This window comes from Myxococcus stipitatus DSM 14675 (genome assembly GCF_000331735.1).
Taxonomy (GTDB): domain Bacteria; phylum Myxococcota; class Myxococcia; order Myxococcales; family Myxococcaceae; genus Myxococcus; species Myxococcus stipitatus.
The window spans coordinates 8021095-8035266 of the sequence record NC_020126.1; the positions used below are offsets into that span (position 1 = coordinate 8021095).

Here is a 14172-nt window from a genome sequence, read left to right on the forward strand (position 1 = left end):
CCTCCTCTTTTCCAGGCACTGACGTTGGCGTGGTGGACCTCCATGGCGCCCGCCGTGCGCGACGGTTGGACCTCTACCGCAGCCGCCAGGCGGACCGCGTTCGTGGCGTGCGTGGCACGCTCGAAGCGCTCACGCAGAGCGGCACCCTCTTCACCCAGGAAGGCACCCGCCGCGGGCTGGCGCTGCTCAAGGCGCTCCAACTCCTGCAGCGCGCCAGCGCCCGGCTGGAGGAGCTGGCGGGTGACGGGGTGATTCCGGCGCCCCGGCTCCTGGAGCGCATCGACGCGCTCTACACGGAGCTGGACACCCTCTTCGCCCGCGCGGACAAGCTCGCCGGACGCGACGAGGCCAGCGTGGCGCGACTTCCCGCCCGCTAGCCGCTTCGAAACGTCTTGGGAGGAGCCCCTTACGGGAGCTCGGTCTGCCCCTGGCGACGCAGGAACGTGGGGATGTCGAACTGGTCCTCGTCCAGCGGGAGCGCGGAGTCCTTCACCACGGCCGTGCGGTTGCTGATGGCCTTGTTGGCCTCCACCGAGGCCAGGGGACGCGGCGCGCCCCCCTTCGCGGGCACCAGGCTGGCCACTTCCTCACGCGCGCCGATGAGCACCGACTGCTGCGGCGGACGGGCCAAAGGGACCTGCACCACCGGCACCACCTGGCGCACCTTGGGCGCGTCGCGGTGGACGAAGCCCGTGGCGATGATGGTGATCTTCACCTCGTCCTGGATGTTCTCGTCGATGAGCGAGCCGAAGATCTCCGCCTCGCTGTCGGCCGCGTCGTGGACCAGGGTCAGCGCCTCGTTGACCTCCTGAAGCGTCATGTCCCGGCCGCCCGTGATGTTGATGAGCAGGCCCGTGGCGCCGTCGATGGAGACGTCCTCCAGCAGCGGGCTGGCGATGGCCTGCTGCATGGCGGTGAGGGCGCGCTTCTCCCCGGACGAGTGCCCCGTGCCCATGAGCGCCAGCCCCTTGTCGCTCATGATGGTCTTCACGTCGGCGAAGTCGACGTTGATGTAGCCGTGGTACTGGATGAGGTCGCTGATGCCCTGCACGGCGTTGAGCAGCACCTCGTCGGCGCGCTTGAACGTCTCCAGCAGCGGCATGGGCGCGTTGGAGAGCGACAGCAGGCGCTGGTTCGGAATGGTGATGAGCGTGTCCACCGCGGCCTTGAGCTCGACGATGCCCTGCTCGGCCTGCTTGCGGCGCTTGTTGCCCTCGAAGAGGAACGGCTTGGTGACGACACCCACCGTGAGGCAGCCCAGGCTCTTGGCGATGTCCGCGATGATGGGCGCGGCGCCCGTGCCCGTGCCACCACCCATGCCCGCCGTCACGAAGACCATGTCGGCGCCCTCGAGCACCGCGGCAATCTGGTCCCTGGACTCCAGGGCGGCCTCGCGGCCCATCTCCGGGTTCGCCCCGGCTCCCAGACCCTTGGTCAGCGTCTGGCCCAACTGAAGTCGCGTGGGCGCCTTGCTCGCGGCAAGCGCCTGGATATCGGTGTTGGCGGCAATGAAGTCGACCCGGTCCAGCTTGGACAGAATCATCGTGTTGACCGCGTTGCAGCCGGCCCCGCCCGCCCCGACGACCCGAATCTTGGCGGCCTGCTTGCTCTGATCAAACTGGTCCATGGCGGTCCTTTCGGCAGGCGTCGCGCGACGCAGCGCGCGGGCCTCCAACCTCCACCATCATCAGCAAGTCCAGATCTTTGGCAAGTATTCCGCTACGCACATGTAGCGGGATGACGCGGCGCCGAGTCCTGACGCGGACTTACACGGCGGCGTCGAAAGCAAGCAGCGCGGCACGGTGGGTCCACCTGGCCCCTTGACTCGCGAAATGCCACGCCCCCTGGCGGGTTTGCCTCACGGCATGGGTACCGGAAATCCCCCCACGCCCGAGGTCTTCACGGGCCGTCTCGCCCCCTTGACCTCAGGTGATGGGCGGCCCCTGCTCCAAAAACCGAGGGTGGTCCCGGACGACCTTCCGGAACCACCCTCGCATCAGCGACTGCGAATGTCAGCCTCCAGGCGCCACGGTGGGCGCCCGAGGTGGCGCGAGCGCATCAGGGGCTCTCGCGCTCCACTTCCACCTTGCCCACGCGGAGGATGGTGAACTCCACGCGGCGGTTGTTCTCCCGGCCCTTCACCGTCTTGTTGGTGTCCACCGGCTTCGTCTCACCGTAGCCCTGCGACTCCAGGCGGGCGGCGGCGATGCCCTCCTTCAGCAGGAACTCACGCACGTTGGCGGCGCGGCGGCGCGACAGGTCCAGGTTGGCCGCGTCGTTGCCGTCGCTGTCCGTGTGGCCCTCCACCCGCAGCAGCTCCACCTGCGGGTTGGCGCGCAGCACCGCGGCCACCTGCTTCAGCAGCGGGAAGGAGCGCGGGAGGATGATGTCCTTGCCCGTGGCGAAGTGGACCTTCTCCAGGATGACGACACGCTCGCCCTCCACCTGGACCTTCACCTTGCCCTTGTCCGGGCAGCCGTCTTCGTCTGTCACGCCATTGATGACCTCGGGCTCGAGCGGGCACTTGTCCGCCACGTCCGCGATGCCGTCCTTGTCGTTGTCCAGGTCCGGGCAGCCGTCCGCGTCCTCGAAGCCATCCTTGTCCTCGGCCTGGGCCGGGCAACGGTCATCCGGGTCCATGAGGCCGTCGCCGTCCGAGTCCACGGGCGGAGCCTCGTCCGGGCACCCGTCCTCGTCCTGGAAGCCGTTCGACGTCTCGGGCTGGTTCACGCACTGGTCGGCCCCATCGAGGATGCCGTCCTGGTCGTTGTCCGGGTCCGGGCAGCCGTCCGCGTCCTCGAAGCCGTCCTTGTCCTCGGCCTGCTTCGGGCAGCGGTCATCGCGGTCGTAGAGGCCGTCGCCGTCCGAGTCCAACGGAGGAGGCGGCTCCGCCTTCTGCGGCTCCACCGGCGGGCTGTAGCTGAACCCCGCCAGCAGCCGGTAGCCCGGCGTGCCGTAGCCACGGGTGAGGCCCGGGCCACCGCCCAGGTGCGCGGTGAATCCGCTCGGCGCGCGGTACTTCACCGCGGCGAGCACCTCCAGCGGGGTCTCCTCCGTGTCCTGCTCATCCAGACCGATGGCGCCAATCACCGTCGCCTCGGCGGACAGCGGCAACCGGCCCAGCGTGAAGGGAATCTCCGTGCCCAGGCCATACGTGAAGGCGTTGCCCGCCGTCACGTTGCGCAGCACCTGCTTCTCGCGGATGTCCACGCCGACGTTGGCCGCGAAGCGGACGTTCTCCCCGTACTCCGCCACCAGCTTGGGCTGCACGCCCACCCCGGAGCTCCCGAGGAAGTCGTTGCCGCCCGCCGTGGGCAGGGACACCGGAACCACCAACGCGAGGCCGAAGCTCTCCGCGTTGAAGAGGCGCGCCTTCGGCACGAGCCGCAGGTCACCGATGCCACCGGAGCCCACGCCCTTCGAGAAGGACGAGTCCACCTGCGGCGCCGGGTCCGAGTCCTGGAACGTCACGGGCAACACGATGCCGAGCTCGAAGCGGTCGAACAGACCCACCGCGCCCATGAGGTCCACGCCCAGCTGACGGCTCACCAACGCGGTGATGAACCGGTCCGAACGAGGGTCCATGAAGTTCAGCGGCTTGCTGCCGTAGTTGAGCGACACCCCCAGGTTCAACCCCAGGTGGCGCTGCACACGGGCGCTGTGGATGCCGAGGATGTCCTCGGCGCCCGGCCCCGGCTTGAAGCGCTGCACGTCGATGGACTGCGACGCCCCCGAGGGCGCCACCACCTGCGCCTGCGCGGGCTGCGCCACCATCATCCCACCGAGGGCCAGGCCCCCGGCGATGCCCGCCGCCAGGCCCCGCGACGAACGCTCCGTCGCGCGGCGAAAACGGCGCATCATCGGGACCGCCAGGAGCAGCAGCGCCAGCGGCGCGAAGGTCCCCGCCCCGCCCGTGCTGCAGCCACGGCCGACGACCACGAAGTCGTCATTGCCGTTGAGCGGGTTCGAGCCTCCGGTGACCTCTTCCCCGTCGCTCGCGCCACCGCGGTCGGTGTCACGGTCGTTCGGGTCGGTCTCGCCGTTGTCGACACCACCGTTGTGGTTGGCGTCCTCCGTGCCGTCCTTGAGCCCGTCCCCATCCGTGTCCGGGTTGAGGGGGTTGGTCGCATTGGAGCCCCGGACTTCCACGCCATCCGGCAGCGCGTCGTCATCCGTGTCCGCGTCGTTCGGGTTGGTCTCCGTGGCGTCCACGCGGCCGTTGTGGTCCGCGTCCTCCTCACCGTCCTTGAGGCCGTCCCCGTCCGTGTCCGCCCGCTTCGGGTCGGTGGTGGTGGACGGATCCGCGTCCGGCACGAAGTTGGGAGAGTCGACGTTGGTGCCCGGAGGCGCCGTCTCACGCGTGACACCGCGCTCCGTGCCGTCGTTCACCCCGTCGTTGTCGCTGTCGGGGTCGTTCGCGTCGATGCGGCCGTCCCCATCCGTGTCGGTGATGCCGTCCTGACCATCGGGCACGCCGTCATCGTCCGTGTCCGGGTCACGAGGATCCAGACCCAGCTCGATTTCAGTCGCATCGTCGATGCCATCCAGGTCGGAGTCCGTGTCGTCCGCGGCGACATTCGGGTTGGTCTCACCCGGGTCCACGCGGCCGTTGTGGTTCGCGTCCTCGATGCCGTCACGCACGCTGCCACCGTCCGTGTCGACGTTGAGCGGGTCCGTCGTGGTCGTCGGGTCCGCATCCGGGATGAAGACCGTGGTGTCGGTGTCGGTCCCCTCAGGCTGCGTGATGCCCAGCTCCGTGCCGTCCTGCACGCCGTCAGCGTCGGTGTCCGCCAACACGGGGCTGGTCTCGCCCGGGTCGACGACGCCGTCGTGGTCCTTGTCCTCGGTGCCATCGAGCAGACCGTCGTTGTCCGTGTCGTCGTCGAGCGGATCCGTCCCGCCCACGTTCACCTCGACGCCATCCGGGATGCCGTCGTCGTCCGTGTCGGAGTCGTTCGGGTCCGTGCCCCGCGTCACCTCGTCCTCGTCCGTCAAGCCATCGCCGTCGGTGTCGACGGTGAGGTTGATGGTCCACGTGAAGCTCGCGGCCGTGGCGTCCACGTCACCATCGAAGTCCACCGCGCGGACCTGGAAGGTGTGCTGGCCCTGCGCCAGGTTCGCGTAGTCGATGGGCCCCGTGCAGGCCGTGAAGGCGGCGCCATCGAGAGAGCACTCGAAGGTGTCGCGGCTGTCGCCAGGGGTCGAGACGAAGTCGAACCGCGCGCTCGCGGTGGTCGAGGCCGCCGGCGGGCTCAGCGTGATCTGCGTGTCCGGCACCGTGTCCACGGAGAAGTTCACCGTGTCCGTGGCCGTGTTGCCCGAGGAGTCCTCGGCGGTCGCCGTCACCGTGTGCGCTCCGTCGAGCAGCCGCGTGGACACAGCCAACGACCAGGTGCCATCCGGCGCCGCCGTCACCGTGCCCGCCGAGACGCCGTCCACCGTCACAGTCACCGTGGCACCCGCCTCGGCCGTTCCCGTGTACGTCACCACGCCGTTCGTCAGCACCTCACCCTCCGTCGGAGAAGTGATGTCCACCGACGTGCTCGTATCCACCCGGAAGTTGTTCGTATCCGTCGCGGTGTTGCCGGCCTCGTCCTCCACCGCGGCCGTCACGGAGTGAGGACCATCCGCCAGCGCCGCGGGCGCGGGCATCATCCAGTTGCCATCCGCGGCCGCAACCACCGTCCCGATGACGTTGCCGTCCACGCTCACCGTCACCGTGGCACCCGGCTCCGCCGTTCCCGTGTACGTCACCACGCCATCGGTCAGCACCGCGCCGTCCGTGGGAGTGGTGATGGTCACCGTCGTCTGCGTATCCACCCGGAAGGTGTTCGTATCCGAAGCGGTGTTGCCACTCCCGTCATCGGCCGTGGCCGTCACGGAGTGCGCGCCATCCGCCAGCGTCGCGGGAACCGGCAAGGACCACGAGCCATCCGGCTGCGCCGTCACCGTCCCGACGAGGTTGCCGTCCACGGTCACCGTCACCGTGGAGCCCGGCTCCGCCGTACCCGCGTACGTCACGACACCGTTCGTCAGCACGGCGCCTTCCGCCGGCGTCGTGATGCTCACCGACGTCTGCGTGTTCACCGTGAAGTTGTTGGTGTCCGTCGCGGTGTTGCCCGCCGCGTCCTCCGCATCCGCCGTCACGGAGTGCGGGCCCTCGCCCAGCGTCGCGATGCCCGGAACCGTCCAGCTTCCGTTCGCCGCCGCCGTCGTCGTGCCCACCACCGTGCCATCCACGGTCACCGTCACCGTGGCGCCCGGCTCCGCCGTACCCGTGTACGTCACCACCCCGTCGTTGATGACCGAGCCATCCACCGGCGTCGTGATGGTCACCGACGTCGTCGTGTCCACCGTGAAGTTGTTCGTGTCCGTCGCGGTGTTGCCAGCCGCGTCCTCCGCGGTGGCCGTCACCGAGTGCGGGCCCTCGCCCAGCGTCGAGACACCCGGCACCGTCCAGGAGCCGTTCGCCGCCGCCGTCGTCGTGCCCACGAGGTTGCCGTCCACCGTCACAGTCACCGTGGCGCCCGGCTCCGCCGTACCCGTGTACGTCACCGCGCCGTTGGTGATGACCGAGCCATCCGCCGGCGTCGTGACGCTCACCGCCGTGCCCGAGTCCACCGTGAAGTTGTTCGTGTCCGTCGCCGTGTTGCCGTTGATGTCGCGCGAGGAGGCCGTCACCGTGTGCGGCCCATCCGCCAGCGGCGTCGCCACCGGCAGCGACCAGGAGCCATCCGGGCCCGCGGTCACCGTGTCCACCACCGTGCCGTCCACGGTGATGGTCACCGTGGCCCCAGGCTCCGCCGTACCCGTGTACGTCACCACCGGGTTCGTCAACGTCGAGCCTTCCGCCGGACCCGAGATGCTCACCGCCGTCTGGGCATCCACCGTGAAGGCGTTCGTGTCCGAAGCGACGTGGCCCCGGCCGTCATCCGCCGTCGCCGTCACCGAGTGCGCACCGTCCGCCAGCGGCGCCGCCACCGGCAGCGTCCAGCTTCCGTTCGCGGCCGCGGTCACCGTGCCCACGAGAATGCCGTCCACGGTCACCGTCACCGTGGCGCCCGGCTCCGCCGTGCCCGCATACGTCACCACCGGGTTCGTCAGCACCGCGCCCTCTGCGGGCGTCGTGACACTGACGGAGGTCCCCGTGTCGACCGTGAAGTTGTTCGTGTCCGTCGCCGTGTTGCCAGCGGTGTCCTGCGCCGTCGCAGTCACCGTGTGCGGGCCATCCGCCAGCGGCGCGGCCACCGGCAAGGACCAGTCGCCACCCGCGTTCGCGGTCACCGTGCCCACCGTCGTGCCGTCCACGGTCACCGTCACCGTGGCGCCCGGCTCCGCGGTACCCGAGTAGGTCACCGCGCCGCTCGGCAGCACCGAGCCCTCCGCGGGCGTCGTGATGCTGACGGAGGTTCCCGTGTCCACCGTGAAGCTGTTCGTGTCCGTCGCCGTGTTGCCAGCGGCGTCCTCCGCCGTGGCCGTCACCGTGTGCGGGCCGTTCGCCAGCGGCGCGGCCACGGGCACAGACCAGCTCCCGTTCGCGGCCGCCGTCACCGTGCCCACCGTCGTGCCGTCCACGGTCACCGTCACCACGGCGCCCGGCTCAGCGGTACCCGCGTACGTCACCACGCCGTTCGTCAGCACGGCGCCTTCCGCCGGTGTCGTGATGCTCACCGCCGTCTGCGTGTCCACCGTGAAGGTCGAGGTCGTCGCGGTGCTCGTGCGAGTCGCGTCCTGGGCGACCACCGACACGTTGTAGACCCCATCCGCCAGGGTGGCGGGAATCGTGAAGGTCCAGTTGCCCCCCGTCACAGGAACGGACGCATACGTCGTGCCATTGAGCGTCACGACCACCGTCGTCGCGCCACCGGATGCCGTACCCGTGATTTGCGTCGGGGACGTCGTCAGCACCGCGTTGTTCGCCGGGCTGACAATGACCGGCGGCGGCAGGGAGTTCTGCACCGTGAAGTTGTTCGTGTTGCTGCGAACGCTGGATGCGCCGTTCAGCACGGAGATGGCGCTCACCGTGTGCGCCCCCACCGTCAGGTCCGCGACCGGCGTGTACGTGTAGTTCCCGTTGGTATCCGCGGGGACCCGGGCCAGCTCCACTCCGTCCACGTAGAGGATGACCGTGGAGTTCGGAGTCGCGGTGCCCGAGATGGGAGGACGCGCGCCCGTGATGGAGCCGTTGGCCGGCGTCACCACGGTCGGCGCGGTCGGCGTCTCGAAGCCACCCGCGATGGGCTCGACAACGCCCGGGCTGCCCGCGATGGCTCCGTAGGAGGGACCATCCACAGCCGCCGCATCGGATTGGGTTCCTGGAATACCGCCCGAGACACTGGGCGAGCAGGCCACGGTGCTGCCCTGGAGCAGCACACGACCGCCACCGCCGCCGCCACCCGTCCCGTGCTGGGCGTAGACGGTGCTGCCACCGTTTCCACCGCGCGCCGAGACCTGGTTCGCGTTGCAGGTCAGGTTCCCGGTAAAGCGCAGGTAGAGGGTGCCACCCGCGCCGCCACCGCCCGCCGCGTCGTTCCCGACGCCACTGGTATTCAGGCCCGCCAGGCCATTGGAGGAGATGGTTCCCGCCCCCGACAGCGACGCCGCACGAATGAACACGATGCCGCCCGCTGCACTGCCCGCACCGCCAAAGTCATCGTTGCTGTGCCCTGCACCACCACCACCACCGAACAGCAGGTGGTTCAGGGCGGTGAAGTTCATCTGCGTACCACCTCGACCACCCACGTCACGCGACGGAGGCGCGTCACCGCTCCAGGTGCGACCACCCTTGCCGCCCGCACCAGCGCTACCGCCACCACCGCCACCTGAGTTGTGGCAGATGCCACCGCCCGCACCGTTCGCGATGTTGCCGTAACCCGTCGTGCTGGCATCAAACGGGTATTCGATGTCATAGGCGGCCAGCACCACGCCCTCGCCCTTGGGCGCACCACCCGGATAGTCCTCGTCCACGCCCGTGCAGCTATCGCCGTCGCCGTTCGCGAAGACGCCACCACGGAAGCCCGCGCCGCTCGCGGAGATGGCCCCCGCGTTCGTCACGGCGTTCCTGGCCAGGAAGATGACGACACCACCGGTCACCCCATCCCAGGGCTGAGCGACGATGCTGCCCGCCGCGTTCACCGTCACCGTCGTGTACTCGGGAACCCGGATGGCCTGCGTCGCGTTGGCCGCGAAGGGCACCGTGAGGGGGGCCGAGAAAGTAAGGCGCGTGGCCGTCAGGGCCGAGACGCGAGCAAACTCCCAGCGCCCCACCCCGATGTTCGCCGCGACGTTCAGGTCGACTGGGGTCTGGCTGCCCGAGGCCGGCGCCGTCAATCCCGCGGTCTGGAACACCAGCACCAGGTCACCGATGGCAAACCCGGCCGTCGACGCGACATTCACGAAGGCCTGGTTCGCCGGAACCGCGGCCGACACCTGCGTGTAGGTGTTGATGACCGTGTCCGGCGCATTGACCGTGAGCGCCCCATCCGAGCCATCGCCCAGGTGGAAGGTGTCCGCCGCGGCCCGTGCGGTGGAAGGCGCCATCAACGCGGTGCACAGGAGCGCCAGCAGCGCCGCGACGGGCAACCGGGCCCGTACACTCCGTGCCACATCGAGCGAATCTGGATTTTGTAAGTTCGGATTCATAGGACTTGCGCCACACGGAGAGGGAAATGCCGGCGGCTGGTAGTGCACATAGCAATCCCGGCGCCAGGGCTCGTCCAGTTATCGGCACACATCCTTCCGGGACGTTCTCGCGCTAACTCCTGGACTCTTCCCCCCGAGGATCCGAATCACGGATCCGGATTCTGGAAACCGGATCCTTTGCCACCCCAGCCAGTGCCCGTTCTGGGCTTCGTTGACCCGTCAATCCGGGGAAGCGCACCCGCCCTGACGCGTCAGCCCGGCTCCCCCGGTCCACGGAACCCGTGACGCAGTGCGCCCAAAAACAAAGGGGGCCCTCCGGATGGAAGGGCCCCTCGCGTTGCACCGGGACGCTGTCGCGTCCTCGCGGCGCTAGAAGATTTCCTCGAGCCACTCGCGCATGCGGCCCTTCACCTTCTTGTACACGTTCTCTTCGCGGATGCGGAACATGCGACGGTCCAGGTGCTTGGCGCCGTAGACGACCAGGCCCACGCCCGTCGCGTACATCGGGCTCTTCACCACATCCACCAGGCCGCCGATGCCGCGCGGCATGCCCCGGCGCACCGGCAACCCGAGCACTTCCTCGGCCAGCTCCGGCATGCCCGCCAGCAGCGTGGAGCCACCGGTGATCACGACGCCCGAGGCCAGCAGGTCCTCGTAGCCACACTTCTGGATCTCCCGGTGCACCAGCTGGAAGATCTCCTCGACGCGCGGCTCCAGAATCTCGCAGAGAATCTGCCGCCCCAGGACGCGAGGCTGACGCCCGCCCACGCTCGGCACCTCCAGCGTGTCGTCCTTGTTGATGAGCGACGCCAGCGCGCAGCCGTACTTCTGCTTGATGCGCTCGGCCTCGTGGGCCGGCGTGCGCAACCCGATGGCAATATCACTGGTGAGGTTGTTGCCACCCAGTGCAATCACCGCCGTGTGGACGATGGAGCCACCCGAGAAGATGGCGATGTCCGTCGTGCCGCCGCCGATGTCGACGAGGCAGACGCCCAGCTCCTTCTCGTCGTCGCCCAGCACGGCCTCGGCGCTCGCCAGGGGCTGCAGGACGATGTCCGAAACATTCAGGCCCGTCCGGTTCGCGCACTTGACGATGTTCTGCGCGCTGGAGACGGCGCCCGTGACGATGTGCACCTTGGCCTCCAGGCGCACGCCCGCCATGCCCAGGGGCTCCTTGATGCCGCCCTGGTCATCGATGATGAACTCCTGGGGCAGCACGTGGATGACTTCCCGGTCCAGGGGAATGGCCACCGCCTTCGCCGCGTCGATGACGCGGGCGATGTCCGCCTCGCGGACCTCCTTGTCCTTCACCGCGACGATGCCCTGGGAATTGAAGCCCTTGATGTGGCCACCGGCGATGCCCGTGTAGACATGGGAAATCTCGGCGCCCGCCATCAGCTCCGCTTCTTCGATCGCGCGGCGGATGGAGGAGACGGTCGCCTCGATGTTGACCACCACGCCCTTACGCAGCCCCTTCGACGGATGCGTCCCGATACCGATGATGTCGATACCGCTGTCGGTCAGCTCCCCGACGATGGCGCAAATCTTCGTCGTGCCGATGTCGAGGCCGACAATAATCTCCCCCGACTTCTGCTTCGCCATGACAACCCTCCCAGGCCCCCCACTCTCGTGAAAGGGGCGTCCTCTTACTGCTTCGCGCTCCCGTTCCTCTCGGACACGGGGCTCGAAATCTTCACCGCCACCCAACCGGGCCGGGCCCGGTTATCCAGGTGAATGATCTCCGCTGCAAGCCCCCTGGCGCCCAGTTCGCGCCGGACACGGGCCAACCGCTGCAGCTTGACCTCGGAATCTCCTTCGCCTAGGCGCACTTCCTGGCCGGAAGCCGCCACCAGCGTCACGTCCCGCCCCTCCATCCGCACCTCGGACAGCCGCTCGGGCTTGCCCGCCACCGCCTCCTTCGTGTACGCCCGAGCCACTTCCAGCGCTGCCTGGAACCGCTGGCGCGCCTGGTCCGGGTCCGCCACGTAGCCCTCCCGGTCCACCCCGGTGACGAGCGGCAGGTCCAGTCCATCCCCTGGCGTCACCCGCTTGAAGGGCTCGCCCTCCTCGTCCAACACGTACAGCTCGCCCAGCACCGCCAGTGCCTCCGGCACATGCTCCGTCACCGCGACCGACACGCGGTTGGGGAAACGCCGGGACACCTCCACCTTCTTCACCCACGGGTGCTGAAGCATGGTGCGCTCCAGCGCCCCCACGTCCAACGCCCACAGGTTCTGCCCCTTCGTCAGCGCCGCCAGCCGCAGCAACTCCACGCGCGAGGCGCGCTGCAGGCCGGAGAACGACACCGCCGCCAGCTCGAACCGCGGAGACTGGAGCGCCCAGCGCCTCAGCTCCACCCCGCCCCACACCAACAGCCCCGTCGCCAGCGTCAGCGCCAGCACCTTCATCACGCCCGGTCCCTTCGAACGCACCGCGCCTTTGACCGCCTCGTTTCGCTGGGCGGCGTCCTGACGGCGGCGGTTCTTGTTTCGACCAAAGGCCATGGTGAGTGAACGGTGACACGCATGCTGCGCGCGGATGTTTCTCCACGCCAGTTTTTGGCGACAGCCACGTTGCTGTAGCGCCCCAAGACACACGAGGGGCGCGAGACTTCGAGGGGGATTCGGAAGGGGGGCGCCTTCTAAGCCTTGAGACAGGCCCCTTGCAACAGGCGCTCGCACAAGGACGGGAAGTCGATACCGCGTCCAGCCGCAATCTTGGGCAGCAGGCTGGTGGCCGTCATGCCCGGCAGCGTGTTGGTTTCCAGCAGGAACACAGCGCCTCCCTCGGTGACGATGACATCCGAGCGCGACCCCCCTGCACAGCCCAGGGCCCGGTGCGCGCCCAGGCATACCTCGTTGACCCGTGCATACTGATCCGGAGGAAGGGGCGCGGGGAAGAGGTACTGCGTTCCAGTGCCCGCCTTGTACTTCGCATCGTAGTCGTAGAACTCGCGTGCGGCGCGAACCTCGATGACACCGAGCGCCTCATCGTCCAGGACTCCACCTTGGACTTCGCGGCCCTTGACGAACTGCTCCACCAGGAGGGTGCCCGCGTACTTCGCAGCATCCCGCACCGCGGCGTCATACGCGTCGCGCGTCTTGCAGATGTGCACGCCCACGCTGCTGCCCTCTCGGCTGGGCTTCACGACGACGGGGAAGGGAAACGGCAGCGAGTCCCCCGCCGCCAGCGCGGAGGCCTCGTCCTGGAACGCGCGGTAGGCGGGCGTGGGGATGTCATGCGCCACGAACACCTGCTTGGCGTAGACCTTGTCCATGCCCAGCGCGGAGGCCAGCACGCCGCTGCCCGTGTAGGGAATGAACATGGACTCGAGCAGTCCCTGGAGGCTGCCGTCCTCGCCGTAGCGGCCGTGCACCGCCAGCCACGCCACGTCCACCTTCTCCGCGACGAGGCGCGCGGGCAGGTCCTTGCCCACGTCGATGTCCACCACGGTGTAGCCCAGCGAGCGCAGCGCCTCGGCCACGGCGGCGCCGGTGCGCAGGGACACTTCGCGCTCGGCGGAGAGGCCGCCGTACAACACGCCCACGCGCTTGTGCTTGAGTTCGTCCTTGCTGAAGGCACCGCGAATGACTGTCATGGCAGGAACTCCCCCACGCGTTTGACTTCGGGTTTCATCTCCACGCCGGCCTCCTCTCGCACGCGCGTCTGCATCAGCGTGATGAGGCCCAGCACGTCCCGAGCGGAGGCCCCGCCCAGGTTGACAATCCAGTTGGCGTGCAGCGTCGAAATCTGCGCCCGCCCCAGCGTGTGCCCCTTCAGGCCCACGCGCTCGATGAGCCGCCCGGCATGGTCGCCCGGCGGATTGGTGAAGACGCTGCCGAAGTTCGGCTGACTCAAGGGCTGCGTGCGCTTGCGGTAGCCCAGGTCCGCGTCCATCGCCGCCTTGGAGGCGTCCACGTCCCCCTTGGGGAGGCGGAAGCGCACCCGCGTCACCACACCGCCCGGAGGCAACTCCGAGTGCCGGTAGGAGTGCGGAATCTGCGCCTTGGTGAGCCACCCCACCCCGTCCGCCGTCGCCACTTCCACCGCGTCGATGACCCGGTAGGCCTCGCCGTTCTTCGTGCCCGCGTTCATCGACACCGCGCCGCCCAGGGTCCCCGGGATGCCCGCGAGGAACTCCGCGCCCACCAGCCCCTGGGCCCGCATCACGTTGACGATGCGCACGATGGCCGAGCCCGCGCACAAGGTGATGAGGCCCTCCTCGGCCCCCACCTCGATTTCCTCCGGGAACAGCGTCCCCGGAACCTTCACGGTGAGCCCCGGCACGCCGCCGTCGCCCACCAGCGTGTTGGCCCCACCGCCCAGGATGGTGACAGGAGCCCCCTCGTCGCGCGCGAGCTTCAGCAAGGCCACCAGCGCATCGACCGTGCGCGGACGCACCAGCGCCTCCGCCGCGCCACCGACCCGGACGCTGATGAGTGGGGCCAGGGGTGCCCCGGCCTTCACCTCGCACTCCGGCACCTGCTCGAAGCGCTCCGCCAGCGCCGTCTTCACACCCTCGTCCACCAT

The 14172-nt window shown here is 69.0% G+C and carries 7 protein-coding genes; 1 reads left to right on the forward strand and 6 read right to left on the reverse strand.

The features are described from left to right. Positions 1–29: 29 nt before the first annotated feature. Positions 30–377 carry a hypothetical protein gene (locus tag MYSTI_RS30705; protein ID WP_015351713.1) on the forward strand — a complete coding sequence of 116 codons (348 nt, stop codon included), beginning with the start codon at positions 30–32 and terminating at the stop codon, positions 375–377. A gap of 29 nt (positions 378–406) precedes the next feature. Here MYSTI_RS30705 and ftsZ read toward each other — a convergent pair whose 3' ends face one another. From ftsZ to murB, 6 genes are all read right to left on the reverse strand, one after another. Further along, the gene (gene ftsZ / locus MYSTI_RS30710) at positions 407–1627 is read right to left on the reverse strand and encodes a cell division protein FtsZ (RefSeq protein ID WP_015351714.1); all 1221 of its coding nucleotides are present in this window, start codon (positions 1625–1627) and stop codon (positions 407–409) included. Positions 1628–2058: 431 nt separating this feature from the next. Next, positions 2059–9582 (reverse strand): adventurous gliding motility protein AgmC, encoded by a 7524-nt coding sequence (gene agmC / locus MYSTI_RS30715; protein WP_044281728.1) that lies wholly within the window; start codon positions 9580–9582, stop codon positions 2059–2061. Positions 9583–10011: 429 nt separating this feature from the next. Then, complete coding sequence (gene ftsA / locus MYSTI_RS30720; protein ID WP_015351716.1) at positions 10012–11244, reverse strand: cell division protein FtsA; 1233 nt, start codon at positions 11242–11244, stop codon at positions 10012–10014. A 44-nt stretch (positions 11245–11288) separates the two neighbouring features. Further along, positions 11289–12146, reverse strand: coding sequence for a cell division protein FtsQ/DivIB (locus MYSTI_RS30725; RefSeq protein WP_015351717.1), 858 nt, complete (start codon positions 12144–12146; stop codon positions 11289–11291). 137 nt (positions 12147–12283) lie between these two features. Next, positions 12284–13240 carry a D-alanine--D-alanine ligase gene (locus MYSTI_RS30730; protein WP_015351718.1) on the reverse strand — a complete coding sequence of 319 codons (957 nt, stop codon included), beginning with the start codon at positions 13238–13240 and terminating at the stop codon, positions 12284–12286. Next, positions 13237–14172 carry a UDP-N-acetylmuramate dehydrogenase gene (gene murB / locus MYSTI_RS30735; RefSeq protein ID WP_015351719.1) on the reverse strand — a complete coding sequence of 312 codons (936 nt, stop codon included), beginning with the start codon at positions 14170–14172 and terminating at the stop codon, positions 13237–13239. Before murB ends, MYSTI_RS30730 begins: the two co-directional genes overlap by 4 nt.

Coding starts and splice junctions, on each gene's coding strand:
- MYSTI_RS30730 (WP_015351718.1), bottom strand. CDS start 13,240: ATGACAGTCATTCGCGGTGCCTTCAGCAAGGACGAACTCAAGCACAAG.
- MYSTI_RS30725 (WP_015351717.1), bottom strand. CDS start 12,146: ATGGCCTTTGGTCGAAACAAGAACCGCCGCCGTCAGGACGCCGCCCAG.
- murB (WP_015351719.1), bottom strand. CDS start 14,172: ATGGTGGACGAGGGTGTGAAGACGGCGCTGGCGGAGCGCTTCGAGCAG.
- ftsZ (WP_015351714.1), bottom strand. CDS start 1,627: ATGGACCAGTTTGATCAGAGCAAGCAGGCCGCCAAGATTCGGGTCGTC.
- ftsA (WP_015351716.1), bottom strand. CDS start 11,244: ATGGCGAAGCAGAAGTCGGGGGAGATTATTGTCGGCCTCGACATCGGC.